Origin of the sequence: Pantoea sp. DY-15 (assembly GCF_019795935.1) — a bacterium.
GTDB classification, from domain to species: Bacteria; Pseudomonadota; Gammaproteobacteria; order Enterobacterales; family Enterobacteriaceae; genus Pantoea; species Pantoea leporis.
Window position 1 is genome coordinate 269,860 of sequence record NZ_JAIMIF010000004.1, and the last position, 25,675, is coordinate 295,534.

Annotated in this window: 25 protein-coding genes and 2 tRNA genes; 21 read left to right on the forward strand and 6 right to left on the reverse strand. The window is 53.8% G+C overall.

Going from position 1 to position 25,675, the window contains the following annotated elements; all coding sequences use genetic code 11:
• Positions 1-61: 61 nt before the first annotated feature.
• Entirely contained in the window at positions 62-538 is a 477-nt protein-coding gene (gene greA, locus K5Y32_RS16375) for a transcription elongation factor GreA (protein WP_101762255.1), read from the forward strand.
• A gap of 126 nt (positions 539-664) precedes the next feature.
• Here the strand turns inward: greA and yhbY are convergent, their stop codons facing one another.
• Positions 665-958: a ribosome assembly RNA-binding protein YhbY gene (gene yhbY, locus K5Y32_RS16380; protein ID WP_007886683.1), complete on the reverse strand. Its 294-nt coding sequence runs from the start codon at positions 956-958 to the stop codon at positions 665-667.
• A 125-nt stretch (positions 959-1,083) separates the two neighbouring features.
• On the opposite strand from yhbY, the gene rlmE reads away from it, so the two are divergent.
• The 17 genes from rlmE to K5Y32_RS16465 all read left to right on the forward strand — a co-directional run bounded on the left by rlmE (position 1,084) and on the right by K5Y32_RS16465 (position 19,176).
• Positions 1,084-1,713 (forward strand): 23S rRNA (uridine(2552)-2'-O)-methyltransferase RlmE, encoded by a 630-nt coding sequence (rlmE, locus tag K5Y32_RS16385; RefSeq protein ID WP_176970223.1) that lies wholly within the window; start codon positions 1,084-1,086, stop codon positions 1,711-1,713.
• A gap of 175 nt (positions 1,714-1,888) precedes the next feature.
• Positions 1,889-3,796, forward strand: a complete 1,908-nt coding sequence (gene ftsH / locus K5Y32_RS16390) for an ATP-dependent zinc metalloprotease FtsH (RefSeq protein WP_036620266.1) — start codon at positions 1,889-1,891, stop codon at positions 3,794-3,796.
• Between the two features lie 130 nt (positions 3,797-3,926).
• Entirely contained in the window at positions 3,927-4,760 is an 834-nt protein-coding gene (folP, locus tag K5Y32_RS16395) for a dihydropteroate synthase (RefSeq protein WP_101762254.1), read from the forward strand.
• A 3-nt stretch (positions 4,761-4,763) separates the two neighbouring features.
• Positions 4,764-6,098: a phosphoglucosamine mutase gene (gene glmM, locus K5Y32_RS16400; RefSeq protein ID WP_101762253.1), complete on the forward strand. Its 1,335-nt coding sequence runs from the start codon at positions 4,764-4,766 to the stop codon at positions 6,096-6,098.
• A gap of 215 nt (positions 6,099-6,313) precedes the next feature.
• Positions 6,314-6,649: a preprotein translocase subunit SecG gene (secG, locus tag K5Y32_RS16405; protein ID WP_007886689.1), complete on the forward strand. Its 336-nt coding sequence runs from the start codon at positions 6,314-6,316 to the stop codon at positions 6,647-6,649.
• 49 nt (positions 6,650-6,698) lie between these two features.
• Positions 6,699-6,785, forward strand: a tRNA-Leu gene (locus K5Y32_RS16410).
• Between the two features lie 59 nt (positions 6,786-6,844).
• Positions 6,845-6,921 (forward strand) — tRNA-Met (locus K5Y32_RS16415).
• A gap of 212 nt (positions 6,922-7,133) precedes the next feature.
• Positions 7,134-7,586, forward strand: a complete 453-nt coding sequence (gene rimP / locus K5Y32_RS16420; protein ID WP_137386838.1) for a ribosome maturation factor RimP — start codon at positions 7,134-7,136, stop codon at positions 7,584-7,586.
• A 24-nt stretch (positions 7,587-7,610) separates the two neighbouring features.
• Positions 7,611-9,098 (forward strand): transcription termination factor NusA, encoded by a 1,488-nt coding sequence (gene nusA / locus K5Y32_RS16425; protein WP_101762251.1) that lies wholly within the window; start codon positions 7,611-7,613, stop codon positions 9,096-9,098.
• Positions 9,099-9,115: 17 nt separating this feature from the next.
• Positions 9,116-11,806, forward strand: coding sequence for a translation initiation factor IF-2 (gene infB, locus K5Y32_RS16430; RefSeq protein ID WP_064737725.1), 2,691 nt, complete (start codon positions 9,116-9,118; stop codon positions 11,804-11,806).
• 65 nt (positions 11,807-11,871) lie between these two features.
• Positions 11,872-12,279, forward strand: a complete 408-nt coding sequence (gene rbfA / locus K5Y32_RS16435; protein ID WP_101762250.1) for a 30S ribosome-binding factor RbfA — start codon at positions 11,872-11,874, stop codon at positions 12,277-12,279.
• Positions 12,279-13,223 (forward strand): tRNA pseudouridine(55) synthase TruB, encoded by a 945-nt coding sequence (gene truB / locus K5Y32_RS16440; protein ID WP_222185144.1) that lies wholly within the window; start codon positions 12,279-12,281, stop codon positions 13,221-13,223. Before rbfA ends, truB begins: the two co-directional genes overlap by 1 nt.
• Positions 13,224-13,356: 133 nt before the next feature.
• Positions 13,357-13,626 carry a 30S ribosomal protein S15 gene (gene rpsO / locus K5Y32_RS16445; protein WP_036620269.1) on the forward strand — a complete coding sequence of 90 codons (270 nt, stop codon included), beginning with the start codon at positions 13,357-13,359 and terminating at the stop codon, positions 13,624-13,626.
• Positions 13,627-13,935: 309 nt separating this feature from the next.
• Positions 13,936-16,074: a polyribonucleotide nucleotidyltransferase gene (gene pnp / locus K5Y32_RS16450; RefSeq protein ID WP_101762248.1), complete on the forward strand. Its 2,139-nt coding sequence runs from the start codon at positions 13,936-13,938 to the stop codon at positions 16,072-16,074.
• A 129-nt stretch (positions 16,075-16,203) separates the two neighbouring features.
• Complete coding sequence (gene nlpI / locus K5Y32_RS16455) at positions 16,204-17,088, forward strand: lipoprotein NlpI (RefSeq protein ID WP_008104288.1); 885 nt, start codon at positions 16,204-16,206, stop codon at positions 17,086-17,088.
• 104 nt (positions 17,089-17,192) lie between these two features.
• Positions 17,193-17,249: a protein YrbN gene (gene yrbN / locus K5Y32_RS25055; protein ID WP_098053093.1), complete on the forward strand. Its 57-nt coding sequence runs from the start codon at positions 17,193-17,195 to the stop codon at positions 17,247-17,249.
• Positions 17,250-17,265: 16 nt separating this feature from the next.
• Positions 17,266-19,176 carry a DEAD/DEAH family ATP-dependent RNA helicase gene (locus K5Y32_RS16465; protein WP_137385063.1) on the forward strand — a complete coding sequence of 637 codons (1,911 nt, stop codon included), beginning with the start codon at positions 17,266-17,268 and terminating at the stop codon, positions 19,174-19,176.
• Positions 19,177-19,244: 68 nt separating this feature from the next.
• Here K5Y32_RS16465 and K5Y32_RS16470 read toward each other — a convergent pair whose 3' ends face one another.
• Complete coding sequence (locus K5Y32_RS16470; RefSeq protein ID WP_101762246.1) at positions 19,245-19,991, reverse strand: SDR family NAD(P)-dependent oxidoreductase; 747 nt, start codon at positions 19,989-19,991, stop codon at positions 19,245-19,247.
• 183 nt (positions 19,992-20,174) lie between these two features.
• Between K5Y32_RS16470 and K5Y32_RS16475 the strand changes: the two genes are divergently transcribed.
• A complete protein-coding gene (locus K5Y32_RS16475; protein ID WP_222185146.1) occupies positions 20,175-21,092 on the forward strand; it encodes an AraC family transcriptional regulator in 918 nt (305 codons plus the stop codon).
• Between the two features lie 3 nt (positions 21,093-21,095).
• Here K5Y32_RS16475 and K5Y32_RS16480 read toward each other — a convergent pair whose 3' ends face one another.
• The 3 genes from K5Y32_RS16480 to K5Y32_RS16490 all read right to left on the reverse strand — a co-directional run bounded on the left by K5Y32_RS16480 (position 21,096) and on the right by K5Y32_RS16490 (position 24,113).
• Positions 21,096-22,106, reverse strand: coding sequence for a luciferase-like monooxygenase (locus K5Y32_RS16480; RefSeq protein WP_137385066.1), 1,011 nt, complete (start codon positions 22,104-22,106; stop codon positions 21,096-21,098).
• 117 nt (positions 22,107-22,223) lie between these two features.
• A complete protein-coding gene (locus K5Y32_RS16485; RefSeq protein WP_222185148.1) occupies positions 22,224-23,108 on the reverse strand; it encodes a U32 family peptidase in 885 nt (294 codons plus the stop codon).
• Between the two features lie 9 nt (positions 23,109-23,117).
• Positions 23,118-24,113 (reverse strand): peptidase U32 family protein, encoded by a 996-nt coding sequence (locus K5Y32_RS16490; protein WP_137385068.1) that lies wholly within the window; start codon positions 24,111-24,113, stop codon positions 23,118-23,120.
• Positions 24,114-24,316: 203 nt separating this feature from the next.
• Between K5Y32_RS16490 and K5Y32_RS16495 the strand changes: the two genes are divergently transcribed.
• Both K5Y32_RS16495 and K5Y32_RS16500 read left to right on the forward strand, forming a co-directional pair.
• Positions 24,317-24,841, forward strand: a complete 525-nt coding sequence (locus K5Y32_RS16495) for an SCP2 domain-containing protein (RefSeq protein WP_101762372.1) — start codon at positions 24,317-24,319, stop codon at positions 24,839-24,841.
• Positions 24,835-25,341 (forward strand): GNAT family N-acetyltransferase, encoded by a 507-nt coding sequence (locus K5Y32_RS16500; protein WP_101762241.1) that lies wholly within the window; start codon positions 24,835-24,837, stop codon positions 25,339-25,341. The genes K5Y32_RS16495 and K5Y32_RS16500 overlap by 7 nt, the downstream gene beginning before the upstream one ends.
• Here K5Y32_RS16500 and K5Y32_RS16505 read toward each other — a convergent pair.
• Positions 25,325-25,612: a GIY-YIG nuclease family protein gene (locus tag K5Y32_RS16505; RefSeq protein WP_101762240.1), complete on the reverse strand. Its 288-nt coding sequence runs from the start codon at positions 25,610-25,612 to the stop codon at positions 25,325-25,327. The two genes, K5Y32_RS16500 and K5Y32_RS16505, sit on opposite strands and share 17 nt — an antisense overlap.
• Positions 25,613-25,675: the final 63 nt, after the last annotated feature.

The window sequence follows — 25,675 nt, forward strand, 5'->3', positions numbered from 1 at the left end:
GTTTTCTGCTGTCACCGGTCAGGATGACGCCGTTAACCAGGATAGATGACGAGGAGCCAAAATGAATCAGATTCCGATGACGTTGAAAGGCGCTGAGAAGCTGCGCGAAGAGCTGAACGAACTGAAAACTGTGAAGCGTCCGCGCATCATCGCCTCCATCGCCACAGCCCGTGAGCACGGCGATTTGAAAGAGAATGCCGAATATCATGCGGCTCGCGAAGAACAGGGTTTCTGCGAGGGGCGTATTCAGGAGATTGAAGCCAAGCTTTCCAATGCGCAAGTCATTGATGTGACTGCCATGCCGAAAACCGGTCGCGTAATTTTTGGCGCTACCGTGACCATCCTCAATGTGGATACGGAAGAAGAGTTCACCTATCGCATCGTGGGTGACGATGAAGCTGACTTCAAGCAGAACCTGATTTCAGTGAATTCGCCGATGGCGCGTGGATTGGTTGGAAAATCAGCCGACGATGTCGCGATTGTGAAAACCCCAGGCGGGGATGTGGAATATGAAGTCCTGAAGGTGGAATACCTTTAAGATATTGCTACGCTTTGCAATATGTCGCTGCATTTTGTAAAGAAAGGAAAAAGGCCGCATTGCGGCCTTTTATCACATGCAGGAGCGTGGCACTTTCTTTGCCCGTCGCCGCCTTTAAAGGCATGATTAACGCGGAAGAGTAATTTTACGCTCTTTGGCAGGGCGATACAGCACCAGCGTGTTGCCGATTACCTGTACGTTGCCTGCTTTAGTTTCACGCACGATAGCGTCCACGATCAGCTGCTTAGTTTCACGATCTTCCGAGGCAATTTTTACCTTGATCAATTCGTGATGCTCGAGCGCCAGTTCGATTTCGGCAAGCACGCCTTCGGTCAGGCCATTTCCGCCCAGCATGACAACCGGCTTAAGCGGATGGGCAAGGCCTTTCAGGTGCTGTTTTTGTTTGGTACTCAGATTCATCGTATTTTTTGCTTACTCAGGGATTGAAAACGGTTCATTCTACCGCCATCTCGGGTATATCGCCAAATCAACGCGACCATTGCGTGCTGATTTATCGCTACGATGACGATTTAATTGGAAAAATTATGACGGGTAAAAAGCGTTCGGCCAGTTCCAGTCGCTGGCTACAGGAACACTTTAGCGATAAATATGTGCTGCAGGCACAGAAAAAAGGGTTACGTTCGCGTGCCTGGTTTAAACTTGAAGAAATTCAGCAGGGTGACAAGATTTTCAAACCCGGGATGACGGTGGTTGATCTTGGTGCGGCACCCGGTGGTTGGTCGCAATACGTGGTTCAGCTTATCGGATCAAGTGGTCGTATCATCGCCTGCGATCTGTTACCAATGGATCCGATTGTCGGCGTTGATTTTTTGCAGGGCGATTTTCGCGATGAGGCGGTACTTGGCGCCTTGCTGGAGCGCGTAGGCGACCAAAAGGTGCAGGTGGTGATGTCTGATATGGCACCCAACATGAGCGGTACACCTGCGGTTGATATTCCACGTTCGATGTATTTGGTAGAATTGGCGCTGGAAATGTGTCGGGATATCCTGGCCCCAGGCGGCAGTTTTGTCGTGAAAGTGTTTCAGGGAGATGGCTTCGATGAATACCTGCGGGAAATTCGCTCCCTGTTTACGAAAGTGAAAATTCGTAAGCCGGACGCTTCGCGATTACGTTCGCGCGAAGTGTACATTGTGGCGACGGGGCGCAAACTTTAGCCCGAATTGCCGGAATCAAAGCAAGACGACCAATGCGTTTACTCTGATGTGTAATTCTGAGTTTTAGGGTAAACAAGCAAAATCATCCGCACTGCGATTCCAGGTATGAAGGATCTATAGTACCCTACGCTGTCTGTTAACATCGTTGTAATATGAGGTTAATCCCTTGAGTGACATGGCGAAAAACCTGATTCTCTGGTTAGTCATCGCGGTCGTGCTGATGTCTGTATTCCAGAGCTTTGGGCCCAGCGAGTCGAATGGCCGTAGGGTTGATTATTCAACTTTCCTATCGGAAGTGAACCAAGATCAGGTCCGCGAGGCACGAATTAACGGGCGTGAGATTAACGTTGTCAAAAAAGACAGCAATAAATACACCACCTATATCCCCGTCAACGATCCTAAGTTACTCGATAATCTGTTGACCAAAAACGTCAAAGTAGTTGGCGAACCGCCCGAAGAACCAAGCCTGTTGGCTTCCATCTTCATCTCATGGTTCCCAATGCTGCTGCTGATTGGCGTGTGGATCTTCTTTATGCGGCAGATGCAGGGCGGCGGCGGCAAGGGCGCGATGTCCTTCGGCAAGAGCAAAGCCCGCATGCTGACCGAAGATCAGATCAAAACCACTTTTGCTGACGTGGCCGGTTGTGATGAGGCCAAAGAAGAAGTTGGTGAGCTGGTTGAGTATCTGCGTGAGCCGAGCCGTTTCCAGAAGCTGGGCGGTAAAATTCCGAAAGGCGTCCTGATGGTCGGCCCTCCGGGTACCGGTAAAACGCTGCTGGCGAAAGCGATTGCTGGCGAAGCCAAAGTTCCGTTCTTTACCATTTCCGGTTCTGACTTCGTGGAAATGTTTGTCGGTGTTGGTGCCTCCCGTGTGCGTGACATGTTCGAACAAGCGAAGAAAGCGGCACCGTGCATCATCTTTATCGATGAAATCGATGCGGTTGGCCGTCAGCGTGGCGCCGGTTTAGGCGGTGGTCACGATGAACGTGAACAAACGCTGAACCAGATGCTGGTTGAGATGGATGGCTTTGAAGGTAATGAAGGCATCATCGTCATCGCGGCAACTAACCGTCCAGACGTACTTGACCCGGCGCTGCTGCGTCCGGGCCGCTTTGACCGTCAGGTTGTGGTTGGTCTGCCAGACGTGCGTGGTCGTGAGCAGATTCTGAAAGTCCATATGCGTCGTGTGCCGCTGGCAACCGATATGGATCCATCAGTCATCGCACGTGGTACGCCTGGTTTCTCCGGTGCGGATTTGGCTAACCTGGTCAACGAAGCTGCGCTGTTTGCTGCTCGCGGCAACAAGCGTGTTGTTTCGATGGTTGAGTTTGAAAAAGCCAAAGACAAAATCATGATGGGTGCGGAACGTCGATCCATGGTGATGACCGAAGAGCAGAAAGAATCGACGGCTTATCATGAAGCGGGTCACGCGATCGTGGGTACGCTGGTTCCGGGTTACGATCCGGTGCACAAGGTCACCATCATTCCGCGTGGTCGTGCTCTGGGTGTGGCTTTCTTCTTGCCAGTAGGCGATGAGATCAGCGCCAACCGTCAGAAGCTGGAAAGCCGTATTTCTGTGGCTTACGGCGGACGTCTGGCGGAAGAGATCATTTATGGTCCGGACTATGTTTCTACCGGTGCTTCATCTGACATCAAAATGGCGACCAGCGTAGCACGCAACATGGTTACGCAGTGGGGCTTCTCTGAGAAGCTGGGTCCATTGCTTTACGCTGAAGAAGAGGGCGAAGTGTTCCTCGGTCGCTCAGTGGCGAAAGCAAAACACATGTCAGATGAAACGGCGCGCATTATCGATCAGGAAGTTAAACACCTTATCGATACCAACTACCAGCGTGCACGCCGTATTCTGAATGAAAACATGGACATCCTTCACGCGATGAAAGACGCGCTGATGAAGTATGAGACCATCGATGCACCGCAGATCAGCGATCTGATGGCACGCCGCGAAGTGCGTCCACCAGCAGGTTGGGAAGAGGCGAAAGTTGCTGTGGGTAACGGCGACTCTACGCAGGCTCCACGTCCTGTTGATGACCCGAAAACGCCGGGTTCAGACAAGATCATGTGATGGCATTCTGGCGGGATGCGTTCCTCACCGCCAGTTCTCCCTCCCGCAATACTTGTTACAATGCAAACCCCGGCCAGTCCGGGGTTTTTTACATTCCGTGATTCAGTGATTCCTCAAGGAGATTCTCGCCATGAAGTTGTTCGCCCGTGATTCCCATCTCGATCTCTCTTTTCCCCATGTGATGGGTATTTTGAATGTCACGCCGGACTCTTTCTCTGATGGTGGAAGTCACAACACGCTGGTCGATGCGCTGACGCACACCAATGAAATGGTGAATGCCGGTGCCACCATCATTGATGTGGGCGGTGAATCAACGCGTCCGGGCGCTGATGAAGTTAGCGTGGAAGAGGAGCTGGCACGCGTTATTCCGGTGGTGGAAGCCATCGCGCAGCGTTTTGAGGTGTGGATTTCGGTCGATACTTCCAAGCCAGAAGTGATCCGTGAAGCGGCGCGAGTGGGTGCTCACATTATCAATGACATTCGTTCTTTGTCCGAACCGGGCGCGCTGGCGGCGGCGGCAGAAACAGGCTTGCCGGTGTGTCTGATGCATATGCAAGGAGAACCGCGCACCATGCAGCAGGCACCGGAATATAGCCACATCGTGAGCGAAGTGGATGCTTACTTCGCTGCACAGATTGCGCGATGTGAAGCAGCCGGCATCAAAAAAGATAATCTGATGCTCGATCCTGGCTTCGGTTTCGGTAAGAATCTCAGCCACAACTATGAACTGCTGGCCAACCTCAGCCATTTCCACCACTACGGCTTACCGCTGTTGGTAGGAATGTCACGCAAGTCGATGGTTGGGCAGTTGCTAAATGTCGGTCCGGCCCAGCGTCTGACCGGAAGCCTCAGCTGTGCGGTGATTGCCGCCATGCAAGGGGCGCAAATTATTCGCGTGCATGATGTGAAAGAGACTGTCGAAGCGATGCGCGTCGTCGAAGCGACACGGAGAGCAAAAGGATAAAGCATGAGTAATCGTAAATATTTCGGTACAGATGGGATTCGCGGCAAAGTCGGTGAAGCACCGATTACCCCTGATTTTGTCCTCAAGTTAGGCTGGGCGGCTGGTAAGGTGCTGGCGCGTCAGGGTTCCCGCAAGGTATTGATTGGTAAAGACACGCGTATTTCAGGCTATATGCTGGAGTCGGCGCTGGAAGCGGGTCTGGCGGCGGCGGGATTGTCTGCAGCCTTCACCGGCCCGATGCCGACGCCTGCGATTGCCTATTTGACTCGCACTTTCCGCGCTGAAGCGGGCATCGTGATTTCAGCTTCTCATAATCCCTTTGACGACAATGGCATTAAATTCTTCTCGGCTGAAGGTACCAAGCTACCGGATGAAGTTGAAGAAGCCATCGAACTGGAGATGGAAAAGCCAATCACCTGCGTGGAGTCGGCTGAACTGGGCCGCGCCAGTCGCATTGTCGATGCTGCTGGTCGTTACATCGAGTTCTGCAAAGGGACTTTCCCAAGCGAGCTGAGCCTGAATGGGCTGAAGATTGTGGTTGATTGCGCGAATGGCGCGACGTATCACATTGCGCCTAACGTGCTGCGCGAGCTGGGTGCGAATGTGATTGCTATCGGCGTGCAGCCGGATGGCATGAACATCAACAAAGATTGCGGTGCGACCGATCTGCGTTTGCTGCAGCATCGCGTATTGGAAGAGAAGGCCGATCTCGGACTGGCGTACGACGGTGATGGCGACCGCATCATGATGGTTGACCATTTAGGTCACAAAGTCGATGGCGATCAAATTCTCTACATCATTGCGCGTGAAGGGCTGCGTCAGGGCCAACTGCGTGGTGGCGTGGTAGGCACGCTGATGAGCAACATGGGTCTGGAACTGGCGCTGAAACAGCTGGGTATTCCATTTACCCGTGCAAAAGTGGGCGACCGCTATGTGCTGGAAAAAATGCAGGAGAAGGGCTGGCGTTTAGGAGCGGAAAACTCCGGTCACGTCATTCTGCTGGACAAAACCACCACCGGCGACGGCATCGTAGCAAGTTTGCAAGTGCTTACTGCAATCGTACGCAACCATATGACGCTACATGACCTGTGCAGCGGCATGAAAATGCTGCCACAGATTTTGGTCAATGTGCGCTTCGCTGGCGAGCACGATCCGCTGGAAAGCGAAAGCGTGAAAGCTGTCACTGCGGAAGCTGAAAAAACGCTGGCGGGACGCGGTCGTGTGTTGCTGCGCAAATCCGGCACTGAACCCCTGATTCGTGTGATGGTGGAAGGTGAAGATGAGGCGCAGGTCAGCGCGTTGGCGCATAAAATCGCGGATGCAGTAAAAGCGGTGTAAGTTTTTCAGGCGGGGAGTTTTTAAACTTTCCGCCTGCAAAATCACCGGGATGGTGCTTTTTTCCGCAATCGATAGCGATGGTGAAAATTGCACTTGCAGAGGTATGTGCCTTTGGTTAGTATTCACACCCGCTTCTGGTGGGTGATGACGAGACTCCCCATCGATATTGGTTGAAGCTTTAACTGTGCAGATACGCGCAAGGAAACAGGTTGATTATGTACGAAGCTCTGTTAGTTGTTTTCCTTATCGTAGCGATTGGCCTCGTGGGTTTGATCATGCTGCAGCAAGGCAAAGGCGCTGATATGGGAGCCTCATTCGGTGCAGGCGCTTCTGGTACACTGTTTGGTTCAAATGGGTCTGGCAACTTTATGACTCGTATGACCGCGGTACTGGCTACGCTGTTCTTCATCATCAGCCTGGTTCTGGGTAACCTGAACAGTAATAAAACAGCCAAAGGTAGCGAGTGGGATAACCTCACTGCGCCGGCGCAGTCTGAACAGCAGACTCAGCCAGCTAAACCGGCAACGCCGGGCAATGATATCCCGCAGTAAGATCGTCAACGCTGTAGTGCGATAAAACAACGTCGCAGTCTAGTGATGTACCGAGGTGGTGAAATTGGTAGACACGCTACCTTGAGGTGGTAGTGCTCGAAAGGGCTTACGGGTTCAAGTCCCGTCCTCGGTACCAAATCTCAGTTTAACTTGCATTTTTTGCAAGGTCGGCGTATTATTCGCCACGTTTTCGGACGCGGGGTGGAGCAGCCTGGTAGCTCGTCGGGCTCATAACCCGAAGGTCGTCGGTTCAAATCCGGCCCCCGCAACCACTTTCCCTTAGAGTTCTTTTTCAAATATACTGTATGCATCGACGGACGCAATCTCAGTGATTTTTGAAAAAAATTCTTTTGGATTGTGCTCCGAAGCCGCTATGCGGCGTACAGGGTCCAGTCACAAAAAGCCCCGAATATTCGGGGTTTTTTGTTATCAGGAAATCGAAACACTGGGCTATAGGCCCTTTTTTTATGTCTTGGGGGTGGGCTTGTCCACATTAGAGCAAAAATTGACAGAGTTGATCTCTGCTCCAGTAGAAGCGCTTGGCTACGAATTAGTCGGTATTGAGTTTATTCGTGGTCGCACATCAACCCTGCGCATCTATATTGATAGTGAAGAGGGTATCAATGTTGATGATTGCGCCGATGTTAGCCACCAGGTTAGCGCAGTAATGGATGTGGAAGATCCAATTACCGTGGCTTACAACCTTGAAGTTTCCTCGCCGGGTCTCGAACGTCCTCTTTTCACTGCTGAACACTATGCACGTTTTGTCGGTGACGAGGTGAGCCTGGTACTACGCATGGCCGTACAAAACCGCCGTAAATGGCAGGGTATCATCAAGTCTGTTGAAGGCGAGATGATCACGGTGACCGTTGAGGGTAACGATGAAGTGTTCGCGCTGAGCAACATTCAGAAAGCGAACCTGGTCCCCCACTTTTAAAAGTCCGGATTGAGGCTAACCAGGATGAACAAAGAGATCTTAGCTGTAGTAGAAGCCGTTTCTAACGAAAAAGCCCTGCCGCGTGAGAAAATCTTCGAAGCGCTGGAGAGCGCTTTGGCCACTGCGACCAAAAAGAAGTATGAGCAAGAGATCGAAGTGCGTGTCAGCATAGATCGCCGCAGCGGCGATTTCGACACCTTCCGTCGCTGGCAGATTGTAGAAGAAGTCACGCAGCCGACTCGCGAGATCACGCTGGATGCAGCCCGTTATGAAGACGAAGCGTTCAATCTGGGCGAATTTGTCGAAGATCAGATTGAATCTGTCACCTTCGACCGTATCACCACCCAAACTGCTAAGCAGGTTATCGTACAAAAAGTACGTGAAGCTGAGCGTGCAATGGTGGTTGATCAGTTCCGTCAACACGAAGGCGAAATCATCACCGGCGTGGTGAAGAAAGTGAACCGTGACAACATTTCACTGGACCTCGGCAGCAATGCTGAAGCCGTGATTTTGCGTGAAGACATGCTGCCGCGTGAAAACTTCCGTCCAGGTGACCGTATCCGCGGTGTGCTGTATGCCGTTCGCCCTGAAGCGCGTGGCGCGCAGCTGTTCGTCACCCGTTCTAAACCAGAAATGCTGATCGAGTTGTTCCGCATTGAGGTGCCAGAAATTGGCGAAGAAGTTATCGAGATCAAAGCGGCAGCGCGCGATCCGGGTTCACGCGCCAAAATCGCGGTGAAGACCAACGATAAACGTATTGATCCAGTGGGCGCTTGCGTCGGTATGCGCGGTGCGCGTGTCCAGGCGGTTTCGAGCGAGCTGGGTGGCGAGCGTATCGACATTGTGCTGTGGGACGACAACCCGGCGCAGTTCGTTATCAACGCCATGGCGCCAGCCGATGTGGCGTCAATTGTGGTGGATGAAGACAATCACACCATGGATATCGCTGTTGAAGCCGGCAATCTGGCTCAGGCGATCGGCCGTAACGGCCAAAACGTGCGTCTGGCTTCCCAACTGAGCGGTTGGGAACTAAACGTGATGACCGTCGATGATCTGCAGGCTAAGCACCAAGCTGAAGCCCATGCAGCGATCGATATGTTCACCAAACATCTCGACATCGACGAAGAGTTCGCCACCATTCTGGTGGAAGAGGGCTTCTCTTCGCTGGAAGAATTGGCTTATGTGCCAATCAACGAGCTGCTGGAAATCGACGGCCTCGATGAAGAGACCATTGAAGCCCTGCGTGAACGAGCAAAAAATGCGTTAACCACCCTGGCATTAGCGAAAGAAGAGAGCCTTGGTAATCAGGAGCCCGCTGAGGATCTTCTGAATCTTGAGGGCTTGGATCGTGCGCTGGCGTATCGCCTGGCGTCGAAAGGCGTTTGCACGCTGGAAGATCTCGCTGAGCAAGGTGTTGACGATCTGACAGATATTGAAGGGCTGGATGACGAGAAAGCCGGTGCGCTGATTATGGCTGCACGTAATATCTGCTGGTTCGGCGATGACGCGTAATAACAGGAAGGAACAGCATGACAGATGTAACCGTAAAATCGCTGGCCGCCGAAATTCAGACCCCGGTCGATCGCCTGGTACAGCAATTTGCTGATGCAGGGATTCGTAAGTCTGAAAACGATGCGGTATCCCAGCAAGAGAAAGAAACCTTACTGTCTCACCTGAATCGTGAGCACGGTCAGACCGGTTCAAGCAAGCTGACTTTGCAGCGCAAGACGCGCAGCACCTTGAATATTCCCGTCACCGGGGGTAAAAGTAAGTCGGTACAAATCGAAGTCCGCAAAAAGCGCACATACGTGAAAGGCGATGCAGAGTCTGAGCAAGCTCAGGCAGAAGCAGAAGCCGAGGCGCAGCGTGAAGCGGAAGAGCAGGCGCGTCGCGAGGCGGAAGAACAAGCCCGTCGCGAAGCTGAACAGAAAGCGCAACGTGAAGCCGAAGACAAAGCCAAGCGCGAAGCCGCTGACAAGGCTAAACGTGAAGCAGCGGAAAAAGAGAAATTGACTAATCAACCTACCGATGTAGTAGCCAAGGCTGCGCAATCTGATAAAGCCCGTCGTGAAGCAGAAGCTGCCGAACTGAAACGTAAAGCAGAAGAAGAAGCACGCCGTAAGCTGGAAGAAGATGCGCGCCGCGTGGCTGAAGAAGCCCGCCGCCTGGCTGAAGAGAAAGGCGCTGAATGGGCAAAACCTGAAGAAGAGGATAAAGGCGATTATCACGTCACTACCTCTACTCACGCCCGTCAGGCAGAAGACGAGAACGATCGCCAGGTAGAAGCTGGCCGTGCACGTGCTCGCACCACCAAAGCGGCTCGTCCGGTTAAGAAAGGCAACAAGCATTCTGAAGCTAAAACCGATCGCGAAGAAGCGCGTGCTCAGGTGCGTGGCGGCAAAGGCGGTAAGCATCGTAAGCCAAGCACCCTGCAGCAGGGCTTTAACAAGCCGGCTCAGGCGGTTAACCGCGATGTTGTCATCGGTGAAACCATCACCGTTGCTGAACTGGCCAACAAAATGGCGATCAAAGGTTCTCTGGTCGTTAAAGCGATGATGAAGATGGGCGCCATGGCGACCATCAACCAGGTTATCGATCAAGAAACCGCTCAGATGGTTGCGGAAGAGATGGGTCACAAAGTGATCCTGCGCCGTGAGAATGAGCTGGAAGAAGCGGTAATGGACGATCGTGACACCGATGCTGCGCAGGAAAGCCGTGCGCCAGTCGTCACCATCATGGGTCACGTTGACCACGGTAAAACCTCCCTGCTTGACTACATTCGTTCAACGAAAGTGGCATCAGGCGAAGCGGGCGGTATTACCCAGCACATTGGTGCTTACCACGTTGAAACTGACAACGGTATGATCACCTTCCTCGATACCCCGGGACACGCCGCGTTTACCGCAATGCGTGCTCGTGGTGCGCAGGCCACGGATATCGTTATCCTGGTTGTGGCTGCTGACGATGGCGTGATGCCTCAGACCGTTGAAGCTATCCAGCATGCGAAAGCAGCCGGTGTGCCAGTGGTTGTTGCGGTTAACAAAATTGATAAGCCTGATGCTGATCCAGACCGCGTTAAGAACGAACTGACCCAGTACGGAATTCTTCCGGAAGAGTGGGGCGGTGAGAACATGTTCGTTAACGTCTCTGCGAAAGCCGGTACCGGTATCGACGACCTGCTGAATGCGATTCTGCTGCAAGCTGAAGTTCTGGAACTGTCTGCTATCCGTGAAGGTATGGCCAGCGGCGTGGTGATTGAATCGTTCCTCGACAAAGGTCGTGGCCCGGTTGCTACCGTGCTGGTACGTGAAGGTACGCTGAATAAAGGCGATATCGTACTGTGCGGCTTCGAATATGGCCGTGTACGTGCGATGCGTGACGAACTGGGTCGTGAAGTACTGGAAGCGGGTCCATCGATTCCAGTCGAAATCCTCGGTCTGTCCGGTGTGCCGGCTGCGGGTGATGAAGCGACTGTAGTACGTGATGAGAAGAAAGCGCGTGAAGTTGCACTGTATCGTCAGGGCAAATTCCGCGAAGTTAAGCTGGCGCGTCAGCAGAAGTCTAAGTTGGAGAACATGTTCGCCAACATGACTGAAGGCGAAGTGTCTGAGCTGAACATCGTGCTGAAATCTGACGTACAGGGTTCTGTCGAAGCCATCTCTGATTCGCTGCTGAAACTCTCTACCGACGAAGTGAAAGTACGCATTATCGGTTCAGGCGTGGGTGGTATCACCGAAACCGACGCCACGCTGGCTGCAGCATCCAACGCCATCATTCTCGGCTTCAACGTGCGTGCTGATGCATCTGCTCGCCGCGTGATTGACGCTGAAAACGTTGACCTGCGTTATTACTCCGTCATCTATAATCTGATCGACGAAGTGAAAGCTGCGATGAGCGGTATGCTGGCTCCAGAGTTCAAACAGCAGATTATCGGTCTGGCTGCGGTACGTGACGTGTTCAAATCACCGAAGTTTGGTGCCATCGCGGGCTGTATGGTCACTGAAGGTATCATCAAACGTCACAACCCAATCCGTGTACTGCGTGACAACGTGGTTATCTATGAAGGCGAACTGGAATCACTGCGTCGCTTCAAAGATGACGTCAACGAAGTTCGTAACGGCATGGAATGTGGTATTGGCGTGAAGAACTATAACGACGTTCGCGTTGGCGATATGATCGAAGTGTTCGAAGTGATTGAAATTAAACGCACCATCGATTGATCATCATTTGATGTGTTGCAATTTGGGAGGCCTCTGGCCTCCCGAATTATTTGGGAGAAAGAATAATGGCAAAAGAATTTGGCCGCCAACAGCGCGTTTCTCAGGAGTTGCAGAAAGAGATCGCAATTATCCTGCAGCGCGAAATTAAAGATCCACGTCTCGGTATGATGGTGACGGTTTCGGGCGTCGAAGTGTCGCGCGATCTTGCCTATGCCAAGGTGTTTGTGACCTTTTTGAATGATAAAGATGAAGAAGCAGTGCAAAACGGCCTGAAGGCGCTGAAAGAAGCCTCTGGCTATATCCGCACGCTGGTAGGTAAAGCGATGCGCCTGCGCATCGTGCCGGAGCTAACCTTCTTCTACGACAACTCGCTGATCGAAGGTATGCGCATGTCGAACCTGGTCAGCAACGTTATTAAGAGCGATGTTGAGCGTCGTGGCGATAGCCCGGCGGAAGATGACAAGGAGGACTAATGAGTCGTCCTCGTCGTCGCGGTCGCGACGTCCACGGTGTGTTTCTGCTGGATAAGCACCAAGGCGCATCTTCCAATGATGTGCTGCAGAAAGTAAAACGTCTGTTCAACGCGAACAAAGCGGGCCACACCGGCGCCCTCGATCCTCTGGCGACCGGCATGCTGCCGGTTTGCCTCGGCGAAGCCACCAAGTTTTCGCAGTATCTGCTCGATTCGGACAAGCGTTATCGCGTCATTGCTCGCCTGGGTGAACGCACCGATACGTCTGATGCCGACGGTAATATTGTTGAGACGCGTGCGATTACTTTTGATCAGGCTGCACTGGATGCAGCGCTGGACTATTTTCGTGGCGACACCATGCAGGTGCCGACCATGTTCTCCGCGCTGAAGTATCAGGGACGCAAGCTGTACGAGTACGCACGTGAAGGCATAACCGTGCCGCGTGAAGCGCGCCCGATCAAAGTGTTTGAGCTGCAGTTTATTCGCTGGGAAGGTGATGAACTGGAGCTGGAGATTCACGTCTCTAAAGGCACTTACATCCGCACTATCATCGACGATCTCGGTGAACGGCTTGGCTGCGGTGCGCACGTTATCATGCTGCGTCGTTTGCAGGTGGCGCGTTATCCGATCGAAAGAATGGTGACGCTGGAGCAGCTGCAGGAAGTGGCGGCCACCGTCAACATGGCGGAAACGCCGGATTACAGTGCGCTCGATGCGTTATTGCTGCCGATGGATAGTCCGGCAGAAGAGTTCCCGATAGTGAATTTGCTGCCTACGGTGGCGGCTTATTTCAAACAAGGTATGCCGGTTCAGGTGGCGGATGCGCCGGAACAGGGATTGGTGCGCGTGACGGAAGGTGATGAGCAAAAATTCATTGGTATGGCCGAAATCGCCGACGATGGACGCGTGGCGCCGCGTCGTCTGGTGGTAGAATTTCCTGCGTAATCAAGCCTCCCGCATTTGACCTAACGGCGCATTTGCGTTGCTATCAGGCGAAGAGTAGAATGGCGCGGCTTTAAAAGCGGGCTGCTGAATTAGAGATCGGCACCCATACATTCATTATCCAACGGAGTTTATTATGTCTCTAAGCGTAGAAGCTAAAGCAGAGATCGTTGCTAAATACGGTCGTGGTACCAACGACAGCGGTTCAACTGAAGTTCAGGTTGCTCTGCTGACTGCTCAGATTAACCACCTGCAGGGTCACTTCTCTGAGCACAAGAAAGATCACCACAGCCGTCGCGGTCTGCTGCGCATGGTATCTCAGCGTCGTAAGCTGCTGGACTACCTGAAGCGTAAAGACGTTGCTCGCTACACCGGTCTGATCGAAAGCCTGGGTCTGCGTCGCTAAGTCTGAAGAATCTGATCAAGGATGTAGCGCATGCACCATGCAAAAAAACGCATCTGACGATCAGATTTGTGCGAGTTTCGCGAAAAGGGGGCCTTTATGGCCCCTTTTTTCGAGCAATCCGCAGCAATCCGGACCAAACTCATGTATTGTTGCAGAGAGTGATCTTTGCTTGCAGAGGTTCGCGCGGCTAATGAGAGGCTTTACCGCATGGGCGGTTAAGGTTGTCATTAGTCGCGAGGATGCAACTGAAGATCGGTAATCCCCGGCGCGCCAGAATGGGCTGCGCCTCTGAATTTAAGGACTTAAATTTTGCTGAACCCGATCGTACGCAAATTCCAATATGGTCAGCATACCGTCACGCTGGAAACCGGCATGATGGCGCGCCAGGCTACCGCTGCAGTAATGGTGAGCATGGATGACACTGCTGTATTCGTTACCGTTGTTGGCCAGAAAAAAACTAAACCAGGTCAGGATTTCTTCCCGCTGACGGTTAACTATCAGGAGCGTACTTACGCTGCTGGTCGTATCCCGGGTAGCTTCTTCCGTCGTGAAGGCCGTCCAAGCGAAGGCGAAACCCTGATCTCACGCCTGATTGACCGTCCAGTTCGTCCGCTGTTCCCGGAAGGCTTCATTAACGAAGTGCAGGTTATTGCAACCGTTGTTTCTGTTAACCCACAGGTTAACCCAGACATCGTTGCGATGATCGGTGCATCCGCTGCGCTGGCTCTGTCAGGTCTGCCGTTCAATGGCCCAATCGGCGCAGCGCGCGTGGGTTATATCAACGATCAGTACGTACTGAACCCAACTGCTGATGAAATCAACGAATCACGTCTGAACCTGGTTGTTGCCGGTACCCAGAACGCGGTGCTGATGGTGGAATCAGAAGCTGACATCCTTACTGAAGAGCAGATGCTGGGCGCTGTGGTATACGGCCACGACCAACAGCAGATCGTTATCGAAAACATCAATGCGCTGGTTGCCGAAGCGGGTAAACCACGTTGGGATTGGCAGCCACTGCCAACTAACGATGCACTGATCGCACGCGTTACTGCACTGGCAGAAGCGGGCATCAGCGATGCCTATCGCATCACTGATAAGCAAGAGCGTTACACTCAGGTTGGCGCAGTGAAAGACGCGACCATTGCTGCACTGCAGGCTGAAGATGAAACGCTGGATGCTGGCGATATCGCTGACATCGTTCACGACCTTGAGAAGAGCGTTGTTCGTAGCCGCATCATCCGTGGCGAACCGCGTATCGATGGCCGTGAGAAAGATATGATTCGTGGCCTGGATGTGCGCACTGGCGTACTGCCACGCACGCACGGTTCTTCACTGTTTACCCGTGGTGAAACGCAAGCGCTGGTTACCGCAACATTGGGTACCGCACGTGATGCGCAGAATCTGGATGAGTTAATGGGCGAGCGTACCGATAGCTTCCTGTTCCACTACAACTTCCCTCCATACTGCGTGGGCGAAACCGGTATGGTTGGCTCACCGAAGCGTCGTGAAATTGGTCACGGTCGTCTGGCGAAGCGCGGCGTGCTGGCAGTAATGCCTAAGCAAGCTGATTTCCCATACACCGTGCGTGTGGTTTCAGAGATCACAGAATCTAACGGTTCTTCTTCGATGGCTTCCGTGTGCGGTGCATCTCTGGCACTGATGGACGCTGGCGTACCGATCAAAGCTGCCGTAGCCGGTATTGCGATGGGTCTGGTTAAAGAAGCCGACAACTTTGTGGTTCTGTCTGACATCCTGGGTGACGAAGATCACCTCGGCGATATGGACTTTAAAGTAGCGGGTAGCCGCGATGGTATCACTGCGCTGCAGATGGATATCAAAATCGAAGGCATCACCCGCGAAATCATGCAGGTTGCTCTGAACCAAGCGAAGGGTGCGCGTCTGCACATTCTGAGCGTGATGGAACAGGCAATCAGCACGCCGCGTCAGGAAATTTCTGAGTTCGCGCCGCGCATTTACACCATCAAAATCAGTTCAGACAAGATCAAAGATGTCATCGGTAAAGGCGGCTCAGTGATTCGTGCGCTGACCGAAGAAACCGGCACCACCATCGAAATCGAAGATGACGGTACCGTGAAGATTGCTGCTACTGATGGCCTGAAAGCCAAAGAAGCCATTCGTCGTATCGAAGAGATCACTGCTGAGATCGAAGTTGGCCGCGTTTACTCTGGTAAAGTGACACGTATCGTTGATTTCGGTGCCTTCGTGGCAATCGGCGGCGGTAAAGAAGGTTTGGTGCACATCTCTCAGATCGCCGATAAGCGCGTAGAGAAAGTGACCGATTACCTGCAGATGGGCCAGGAAGTTCCAGTGAAAGTCATGGAAGTGGACCGTCAGGGCCGTGTACGCCTGAGCATCAAAGAAGCGACAGAGCAGAAACCAGCGGAAGAAGTTGCTACCGCTGCATCTGATGCATCTGACGCCGAGTAAGCGTTTACCGATTTACCTCTCCCTGCTTTGCGGGGAGAGGTGTTTAGATCATCGCGAGGGCGGGAATCCTTGTGCACAGCAGGAGGATGACAGGATGGTTGTCCCAATGTTTGTATTCGGGAGTGGGAAATGAAGCCTTTTTTGCGCTGGTGTTTTGTTGCGACAGCTATCACGCTGGCAGGATGCAGCAACTCCAATTGGCGTAAGAACGAAGTTCTGGCAGTACCTTTGCAGCCCACACTGCAGCAAGAGGTGATCCTGGCGCGAATGGAACAAATTCTTGCCAGTCGTGCCCTTACCGATGATGAACGCGCACAGCTATTATATGAGCGCGGAGTGTTGTATGATAGTTTGGGTCTGAGGGCATTAGCGCGGAACGATTTTTCGCAAGCGCTGTCTATAAGACCAGATATGCCTGAGGTATTTAACTATCTCGGTATATACTTAACGCAGGCAGGCAACTTTGATGCTGCCTATGAAGCGTTTGATTCTGTACTTGAGCTTGATCCAACTTACAATTATGCGCATTTAAACCGTGGTATCGCCCTCTATTACGGCGGTCGATACAAGTTAGCGCAAGATGATCTGCTGGCGTTTTATCAAGACGATCCTAACGATCCATTCCGCAGCCTTTGGCTCTATCTCGTTGAAAGCGATATGGATGCCGACAAGGCAAAAGTTACGCTGAGACAGCGTCATGACAAAGCGGTTCGCGATCAATGGGGATGGAATATTGTCGAGTTCTACCTTGGCGACATCAGTGAAAAAACGCTGATGGAACGTCTCAAGGCGGACGCAACGGATAACACCTCGCTCGCTGAACATCTCAGTGAAACCAACTTCTATTTAGGTAAGTATTACCTAAGTCTGGGGGAGAAGGACGACGCGAAAGCGTTGTTCAAACTGGCGGTGGCCAACAACGTAAATAACTTTGTTGAGCACCGATACGCATTGTTGGAACTGGCGCAACTCGGCCAGACACAAGACGATTTATCAGAATCTGACCAGCAATAGCTGACGAACTTTTATTGCCTGAATACCTGTAAAGTCATCATCTCCAGAGATGAGGGCTTTTCTGTTCGTCAAAACTTCTAATTTGAGCCGGTTCACACTTTTTGATGAAAATGACTGAAAGTTTTCACGACGAGTTATGTAGACTGGCCGCCGCAATCTAAGAGGCACGTGTACTACATGACTGATATTCAAACCACTTTTGCTGACCTTGGCCTGAACGCCGACATCCTCGAATCACTGAACGGTATGGGCTACGTAAAGCCTTCTCCAATCCAGGCTGAGTGTATTCCTCACCTGCTGGCTGGCCGTGACGTGTTGGGTATGGCGCAGACCGGTAGTGGAAAAACTGCGGCTTTCTCACTGCCGCTGCTAAACAACATTGATCCTACTGTTAAAGCACCGCAAATTTTGGTGCTGGCACCTACCCGCGAATTGGCGGTACAGGTTGCTGAAGCCGTCACAGAATTCTCTAAACACATGCGTGGCATTAACGTGGTAGCCCTGTACGGCGGCCAACGTTATGACGTACAGCTGCGCGCACTGCGTCAGGGACCACAAGTTGTTGTCGGTACCCCTGGTCGTCTGCTGGATCACCTGAAGCGTGGCACGTTAGATCTGTCTAACCTGCGCGGTCTGGTGCTGGACGAAGCGGATGAAATGCTGCGTATGGGCTTCATCGAAGACGTTGAAACCATCATGGCGCAGATTCCAGACGGTCATCAGACCGCGCTGTTCTCAGCCACCATGCCAGAAGCGATTCGCCGTATTACCAAGCGTTTCATGAAAGACCCACAGGAAGTGCGCATCCAGTCAAGCCTGACTACGCGCCCGGACATTTCTCAGTCTTACTGGACCGCATACGGCCGTAAAACTGATGCGCTGGTTCGTTTCCTGGAAGCGGAAGATTTCGATGCAGCCATCATCTTCGTGCGTACCAAAAATGCCACGCTGGAAGTGGCCGAAGCGCTGGAGCGCAGCGGTTACAACAGTGCAGCACTGAACGGTGACATGAATCAGGCACTGCGTGAGCAGACGCTGGAGCGTTTGAAAGATGGTCGTCTCGACATCCTGATCGCGACCGACGTTGCAGCACGTGGTCTGGACGTTGAGCGTATCAGTCTGGTTGTAAACTTTGATATCCCAATGGATGCAGAGTCTTACGTTCACCGTATCGGCCGTACCGGCCGTGCAGGTCGTGCAGGTCGTGCGTTGCTGTTCGTTGAGAACCGCGAGCGTCGTCTGCTGCGCAACATCGAACGCACCATGAAGCTGACCATTCCAGAAGTTGAGCTGCCGAACGCAGAACTGCTGGGTGAGCGTCGTCTGGCTAAGTTCGCGGCTAAAGTACAGCAGCAGCTGGAAAGCAGCGATCTGGACCAGTACCGCGCACTGCTGAGCAAAATGCAGCCGGGCGAAGATCTGGATATCGAAACGCTGGCCGCAGCACTGCTGAAAATGGCTCAGGGCGAACGTCCACTGATTCTGCCACCAGAAGCACCGCGTCCAGCGCGTCGCGAGTTCAGCGATCGTCCTGACCGTGGTGAGCGTCGCGATTCACGTGATTCTCGTGGTCCACGCGAAAGCCGTGACAGCCGCGATGGCGATCGTCCACGTCGTGAACGTCGTGACGTTGGCGAAATGCAGCTGTATCGCATTGAAGTGGGCCGTGATGATGGTGTTGAAGTTCGTCACATCGTTGGCGCGATCGCTAACGAAGGCGACATCAGCAGCCGTTACATCGGTAACATCAAGCTGTTTGGTACTCATTCAACCATCGAGCTGCCGAAAGGCATGCCGGGCGAAGTGCTGCAGCACTTCACTCGTACGCGTATTCTGAACAAACCGATGAATATGCAGCTGATGGGTGATGCGCCAGTGCACGAGCGTAGCGAACGTCGTCCATCTGCTGGCGGCGAACGTCGTGGCAATGGCGCACCGCGCGGTGATGGTGCTCCACGTGGCGAAGGCGCTCCACGTCGCTTCTCCGAACGTCGTGAAGGTGGCCGTGAAGGCGGACGCTTCAGCCGTGAAGGTGGTCGTGGCCCGCGTCCAGAAGGCGCTGCTGCACCACGTCGTCGTGACGCATAAGCGATAAACGCGAAAAGTAAAAAGGGACGCTAACGCGTCCCTTTTTTTATGCGCGTGGAAGGTAAATTTTACACGCCACCAGCAATCAGCACGCGTTCACCGCTAACGTAAGCTGACTCTTCTGACGCCAGAAACAGCGCCACCTGCGCCACATCTTCCGGCAAGCCAAAGCGTCCGAGCGGCGTTGCCGCTATCAGCTGTGCTTTCAACTCCGGGTGCATCTTCTTCGCCGCCAGCAAACCTTCAGTCAAAATAATGCCGGGTGCTAACGCATTGACGCGAATATTACGTGGCCCAAGCTCGCGTGCGAGGCCCTGCGTTAAGGTATCGATCGCGCCTTTGGTTGCTGCCCAAAGCACCGAGCCGGGCGTGCTGCGTTGGCTATTTAAAGCGCTAAGGTTGATGATGGAACCGCCGCGTGCGGGGAAATGTTTTGCCGCCTGCTGACACACCAGCAAGGTGCCCAGCAGATTCACATTCAGCTGCTGCTGCATCTCGCTGAGGCTAAGCCCGGCAAAGTCACCGTGGTGAAAAATCCCGGCGTTATTCACCACAATATCGGGCGCGCCAAACTGCTCAATGCTGCTAGCGAACAAGCGCTGCACATCGGCCTCGCGTGAAATATCAGCCTGTACGGCGATGGCGTCGCTACCCAGCGCCTGAATGTCGGTCACCACATCCGCCGCACCCACTTCGTCCTGAAGATAATTCACCACCACCCGAGCACCGGCCGCCGCGAAAGTCATGGCGATGGCGGCACCAATGCCTTTCGAAGCGCCCGTCACCAGCGCAATTTTGCCTTCAAGTGTTTTCATCGTGTCTCTCCACCTGAGATTTCGGGGAAAATAAAGCATGCGCTGTCCATACAATCGGGTGGTAGCGCAATCCTGCAAGCTTCTTGCACGATCCTGCAAATCTGCTGCTCAAGGACTAGTCGCAGCGCCAACCACAAGCGAGAATATCAAACCAGCGATTTCTTACCGCGGAGCACCGAGCGCATGATTCATCAGGAACAATGGCAGCAGTTGGTGGCAATTATTGCTCGCCACGCACCGCAGGATGGTCGTCACTATTGCCCAATCGACTTTCTCTCTTTCGGCCGCAGTTCTCAGCCCACCAGTTTGGCGCACGTGGCGACCTGGGCGAGCTTTGCCCTGATCGCGCAGGGGCAAAAAGCGCTGCGCATGGGTGATGAAGTGATGCATTACGGGCCGGGCGATTTACTGTTGGTGACGCTTGATATGCCGGTGCAATCCTGCGTGGTCATGGCAACGCCAGAGAAACCGAATCTTGGTGTGGGCATCACCATTAACGAAACGCGTCTGATGCGTTATCTGGAACACTTTCCGCACCATCAACTCGGCAGCACGGCGGTGAGCGAGCGCGGTATCGCCGTGCATAAAGTCGCGCCACCGTTGGTGGGTGCGGTGATGCGTTTGGTCGAGTTGCTGGATCACCCGCAGGACATTGCTGCGCTGGCACCGTTGATTGAGCAGGAGATTTTCTATCGTTTGCTGACTGGACCCGAAGGGCCGCGCATTCTCAACATGGCGTTGACGGAACGGCCAGGCAACAAAGTGGCACGCGCCGCGCGTTGGCTACGCGAAAACTTTCATCAGCCGTTGAAAATGGATTTTCTGGCGAGCAGCGTAGGGATGAGTATTTCGTCGCTGCATCATCACTTTAAAGCGGTAACGGCGATGACGCCGATGCAGTATCAAAAGCAGCTGCGGCTCAACGAGGCGCGGCGTTTGATGTTGATTGAGAAGCTGGATGCCGGCACGGCAGGTTATCGGGTGGGTTATCAAAGTGCTTCGCAGTTCAGTCGCGAATACAGCCGTTTTCACGGTCAGTCACCGGCGCGAGACGTGCGAACCATTGCGGTGGGCCCAGAGTGGTTAAACCCACCGCAATGAGGTTTACAGCGTGCGCGCTGCTTCCATTGCCAGCGCGAAGGAGCGCAGACGCGCCTGCGAATCGTAAATCTGGCCGTTAACCATAATTTCATCCGCCTGGGTTTCACGCATCAGCGCGGCGAGGCCGCTGCGGACTTTATCGCTATCGCCGACAATCGACATGCTGAGTGCCTGCTGCACGCCATATTGCTCGGACGGCGACCACAGATTATCCATGTTCTCCACCGGCGCAGGTAGCGGACCCGGTTTGCCGCGACGCAGGTTAATAAACTGCTGCTGCATCGAGGTGAACAGGAAGCGGGCGTCACGTTCGCTATCGGCTGCGACGACGTTGACGCACACCATCGCATACGGCTTCGCCAGACGCGCGGAAGGTTTGAATTTCTCACGATAGAGATGCAGCGCCTGGAACAGCAGATCCGGCGCGAAATGCGAGGCAAATGCAAACGGCAAACCCAGCTGAGCGGCCAGTTGCGCGCTGTACAGGCTGGAACCGAGCAGCCACACCGGAATTTTCAATCCTAAACCTGGAACCGGTTGTACTGGCGGATGTTCTCCCTCTTCGGCGTCAAACCAGCGGATCAGTTCAGAGACATCTTCCGGAAAACTATCTGCCTGGCCGCTGGAAAGATGACGACGCAACGCCAGCATGGTGCGTTGGTCGGAACCCGGCGCGCGGCCCAGTCCCAAATCGATACGCCCAGGATAGAGTGACTCGAGGGTACCAAACTGTTCGGCGATCACCAGCGGCGCGTGATTGGGCAGCATAATGCCGCCTGAACCGAGGCGCAGCGTTTCGGTATTGGCCGCTAAATAGCCAATCAGCACTGACGTCGCGGCGCTGGCAATCCCCGTCATATTATGGTGTTCCGCCAGCCAGTAGCGGTGAAAGCCCAATGCTTCGGATTGACGGGCCAGTGCCAGCGAATTATGGAACGCGTCGCGTGCAGTGGAACCTTGTGGAATAGGGGCCAGATCCAACACGGACAGGCGAACAGTTTTTTTCTCAGACATGGGCACTCCAAATAGGGATGGCGCAGGTGTTTAGTCGGACCTGCGCTTGTGAGTATTACTCATCGTTACCTATATTAAAACTGCTATTAACAGCAGGAATATAGCCGGAATGTGCCTTTACCTGCCGCCTTCCAGTGCCATTCCCGCCAGGCGACGCCAATAACCATTACAATCACTGCCGCGCGCCATCATTAGCGGTGCCTGACCGGCTTCGTTGGCGCGGAAGCGATCCACTTCGGCGAGCGTACTTTCGCCCTGGGGCGACAAACGTACAATGTCGATCCAGTTATGCATGCCGCTCAGGTCATTGCCGAGGTTGTAGCAATAGCCGCTCATGGTCTGAATGCCGTTGAGCACAAACACCTGCTGGCCTTCCTGCGAGAGCACGCGGCGGCCGGTTGGGTAATTGATGCAGCAGGTTTGGCAATCATCTTTGCCACGATTCTCGGCGCGTGCGGTAAAGCAGCGTGCTGACAGCGCCAGCGGCAGATGACCATAGCCAAGCACTTCCACCTCAAATTGATCGCGCACACCCGCCGCATCGCACTGTTGCAGCAGCTGAATCAGCCAGTCGCGGGACATCTCCACCGGAATGCACCAGCGCGTCATGCCTTCTTTCAGCAACAGTTGCAGCGTCTGCGCGTTATACACATTCAGCGTTGGGCCGGCGACAAACGGCAATTTGCGCTCCGCCGCCATATTCACTGTGCCGATATCATTGGCTTCCAGCAGGAACTCACCGTTTTCGACATAGCGGCGCAGCTCTTTGACTTCCGATGGCGACTGCAGCAGTGCCAACGTACTCAGCACCACTTGCTTGCCCTGCAGCGCCAGCATGCGCGCGATGTCCATCCATTGATGGAACGAGGTAGCGCGTCTTTTACTGCAGACGGCTTCGCCGAGATAAATGATCTCCGCGCTGCTCTCGGCGGCGCGTTGATAAAAGGTTTCCAGCGTTGCGGTTGGCCAGTACCACAGCACCGGCCCGATGGCGTATTTCATGCGATCTCCTTATTGCCAGTCACGGTGATAAGCACCGAGCGTGGTTTGGCTGCCTTCTGATAATTCGCCCAACGCCTGCATCCAGGGTTCCTGCACGGCATACTGTTCCGGCGATGCCATGCAGCGATCAATGGCCTGACGCCACACTTTCGCTACCTGCGCCACATAGGCCGGGCTGCGCTGGCGTCCTTCAATTTTCACCGAGGCAATGTTGGCGCGCAGCAGTTCAGGCAGCAGCGACAAGGTGTTCAGGCTGGTAGGTTCTTCCAGTACGTGATAGAGCTGGTTATCCACTTCGTAACGGCCTTTGCACAAGGTGGGATAGCCAGCGCTCTCGTCGGGCGCATAACGGTCAATCAGCACCTCATTCAGGCGCGATTCCATGCCTTTTGGCGTCTGCTGCCAGCGGACAAATTTCGCCGGCGAGCAGGCTCCCGCGCTGTTAGGCGACTCGCCGGTCAGCCAGGAAGAGAGGTAGCAGCGGCCTTCAGCCATAATGCACAGGCTACCGAAAGCGAACACTTCCAGCGGTACCGGCGTTTCACGCGCCAGCTGTTTGACCTGATGCATCGACAGCACGCGCGGCAGCACCACGCGGCTGAGTTGAAAATGACGATGGTAAAAATGGATGGCCTGCAGATTGGTGGCGGAGGCCTGTACCGAAAGGTGACGCTCAACCTGCGGATAGTGTTTTGCCGCGTACTCCAGCGTGGCAATATCGGCCAGAATCAACGCATCCGCGCCGTTCTGAGCGGCAACATCAATCGCGCTTTGCCAGCGATTGATGCCATCAGGATGGGCGAAGGTGTTGATTGCCACATGCAGTTTGCGGCGATGCTGGTGCAGATAGCGTGCGGCTTCAGCCAGTTTCTTATCGGTAAAATTGAGGCCAGCAAAGTGGCGGGCATTGGTATCGTCTTTCAGGCCGACATACACCGCGTCAGCACCATGCTCCACCGCCGATTTCAGCGCAGGCAAATTCCCCGCCGGACACAGCAGTTCCATACATTTTCCTCCCCGGATTCTGAAGCCGAAGAGTGTAAATAACTGACCCGACAGCAATGTTGATTTAAGGCAGTGAAAGCGGCATTGATGATCGGGAGTGAAGGTTTTTCGTCCAGCCAGGCGGCGATTTCCTTGATCTCAGTGGAGGCGAAGCCGGTCAGATGTGGCAAAATAGATGAAATTTTCTGAAGGGAATGACGATGATGTTTGCGCGCTTACGCGGTCTGATTGTTGAAAAAGGGCCAGAATTCCTCGCTTTACCTGTTTCCATTACCCCTTTCCCGCTAAAAAAAGCTATTCTGCAACAACTCCTAAACTGGCAATTTCGTCATGCTTTGTCTGAAGGTGAGTTAGACTTTCTGGAAGGGCGTTATCTGGGGATTGAGGTTGCCGATGTGAATCTGCGCTGGATCACCACCCTGCAAGCAGGGCGCCTGACCGTTTCGCGCGACACCGAGGCTGATGTCTGGTTTCGCGGTGAAGCCAACGATCTGTTGCTGGTGGCAGCACGCAAAGCGGATCCCGATATGTTGTTCTTTCAACGCCGTTTGGTGATTGAAGGTGACACGGAGCTGGGACTTGAGGTGAAAAACCTAATGGATGCCATTGAACTGGATGCCATGCCCACGCCATTACGCACGGGATTGCAGCAGCTCGCTGCTTTTATTGAGACAGGAATGAAACAGGACGCGAAGGCCGCTGAGGCGCGCGCGGGGATCTCATGTTGATTCGTACTGAAATTGGCGTTGATGCAGCAGGCATCGATAGCCTGTTAAAGCGCAGTTTTGCTACCGCTGCCGAAGCGGAACTGATACAGCAACTGCGCGAAGATGGCTTGCTGACTCTCGGTGTAGTTGCCACGGATGATGAAGGTCAGGTGCTGGGTTATGCCGCTTTCAGTCCGGTGACCCTGCAGGGAGAAGACCGCAACTGGGTCGCTTTGGCGCCGCTCGCCGTGGATGAATCGGTGCGCAAACAGGGCCTTGCTAAACGGCTGGTGTATGAAGGGTTGGATTCACTGAATGAGTTCAGCTACAGCGCCGTGGTGGTGCTGGGCGATCCTGAGTTCTACAATCCACTCGGCTTTGAACCGGCGGCACGTCATGGTTTGCACTGTCGCTGGTTAGGCAGTGAAGCGGCCTTTCAGGTCTACAAACTGGCCGACGATGCGTTTGTCGGTGCAGAAGGGCTGATCGAATTCGCGCTGCCGTTTAACCGTTTCGACTAAACCAGGCCACTAAGCAGGGCGGCTGCTGTGCAACCAGCAGCAGCTTTTGCGCGCGGCTCAGCTGCTTCACCTGATATTCCAGGCGTGACGCCGCCGCCCGATCGCCCGCATCGCAGTGAAACACCAGCGTCAGCGGGCCCTTGCCACGCAGCGAACGCGCGCCGCGTCCCTGCTGATGCTGTTGCAGCCGACGATTAACATCGGTGGTGATGCCGGTATATAGCATCCCTGCGGCGGTTTGTAGCAGATAAAGCTGCCAGCCTTGTTCCATCATACTTATCCCGAAAATTAGCTGGCAGGCAGTGTAGCGCGCTTCAGGCTGCATCGCTATTCG

Excerpts from the sequence above, each read along its gene's own strand:
- greA (WP_101762255.1), top strand. The coding sequence starts at position 62 with ATGAATCAGATTCCGATGACGTTGAAAGGCGCTGAGAAGCTGCGCGAA.
- yhbY (WP_007886683.1), bottom strand. The coding sequence starts at position 958 with ATGAATCTGAGTACCAAACAAAAACAGCACCTGAAAGGCCTTGCCCAT.
- rlmE (WP_176970223.1), top strand. The coding sequence starts at position 1,084 with ATGACGGGTAAAAAGCGTTCGGCCAGTTCCAGTCGCTGGCTACAGGAA.
- ftsH (WP_036620266.1), top strand. The coding sequence starts at position 1,889 with ATGGCGAAAAACCTGATTCTCTGGTTAGTCATCGCGGTCGTGCTGATG.
- folP (WP_101762254.1), top strand. The coding sequence starts at position 3,927 with ATGAAGTTGTTCGCCCGTGATTCCCATCTCGATCTCTCTTTTCCCCAT.
- glmM (WP_101762253.1), top strand. The coding sequence starts at position 4,764 with ATGAGTAATCGTAAATATTTCGGTACAGATGGGATTCGCGGCAAAGTC.
- secG (WP_007886689.1), top strand. The coding sequence starts at position 6,314 with ATGTACGAAGCTCTGTTAGTTGTTTTCCTTATCGTAGCGATTGGCCTC.
- nusA (WP_101762251.1), top strand. The coding sequence starts at position 7,611 with ATGAACAAAGAGATCTTAGCTGTAGTAGAAGCCGTTTCTAACGAAAAA.
- infB (WP_064737725.1), top strand. The coding sequence starts at position 9,116 with ATGACAGATGTAACCGTAAAATCGCTGGCCGCCGAAATTCAGACCCCG.
- rbfA (WP_101762250.1), top strand. The coding sequence starts at position 11,872 with ATGGCAAAAGAATTTGGCCGCCAACAGCGCGTTTCTCAGGAGTTGCAG.
- truB (WP_222185144.1), top strand. The coding sequence starts at position 12,279 with ATGAGTCGTCCTCGTCGTCGCGGTCGCGACGTCCACGGTGTGTTTCTG.
- rpsO (WP_036620269.1), top strand. The coding sequence starts at position 13,357 with ATGTCTCTAAGCGTAGAAGCTAAAGCAGAGATCGTTGCTAAATACGGT.
- nlpI (WP_008104288.1), top strand. The coding sequence starts at position 16,204 with ATGAAGCCTTTTTTGCGCTGGTGTTTTGTTGCGACAGCTATCACGCTG.
- K5Y32_RS16465 (WP_137385063.1), top strand. The coding sequence starts at position 17,266 with ATGACTGATATTCAAACCACTTTTGCTGACCTTGGCCTGAACGCCGAC.
- K5Y32_RS16470 (WP_101762246.1), bottom strand. The coding sequence starts at position 19,991 with ATGAAAACACTTGAAGGCAAAATTGCGCTGGTGACGGGCGCTTCGAAA.
- K5Y32_RS16475 (WP_222185146.1), top strand. The coding sequence starts at position 20,175 with ATGATTCATCAGGAACAATGGCAGCAGTTGGTGGCAATTATTGCTCGC.
- K5Y32_RS16480 (WP_137385066.1), bottom strand. The coding sequence starts at position 22,106 with ATGTCTGAGAAAAAAACTGTTCGCCTGTCCGTGTTGGATCTGGCCCCT.
- K5Y32_RS16485 (WP_222185148.1), bottom strand. The coding sequence starts at position 23,108 with ATGAAATACGCCATCGGGCCGGTGCTGTGGTACTGGCCAACCGCAACG.
- K5Y32_RS16490 (WP_137385068.1), bottom strand. The coding sequence starts at position 24,113 with ATGGAACTGCTGTGTCCGGCGGGGAATTTGCCTGCGCTGAAATCGGCG.
- K5Y32_RS16495 (WP_101762372.1), top strand. The coding sequence starts at position 24,317 with ATGTTTGCGCGCTTACGCGGTCTGATTGTTGAAAAAGGGCCAGAATTC.
- K5Y32_RS16500 (WP_101762241.1), top strand. The coding sequence starts at position 24,835 with ATGTTGATTCGTACTGAAATTGGCGTTGATGCAGCAGGCATCGATAGC.
- K5Y32_RS16505 (WP_101762240.1), bottom strand. The coding sequence starts at position 25,612 with ATGGAACAAGGCTGGCAGCTTTATCTGCTACAAACCGCCGCAGGGATG.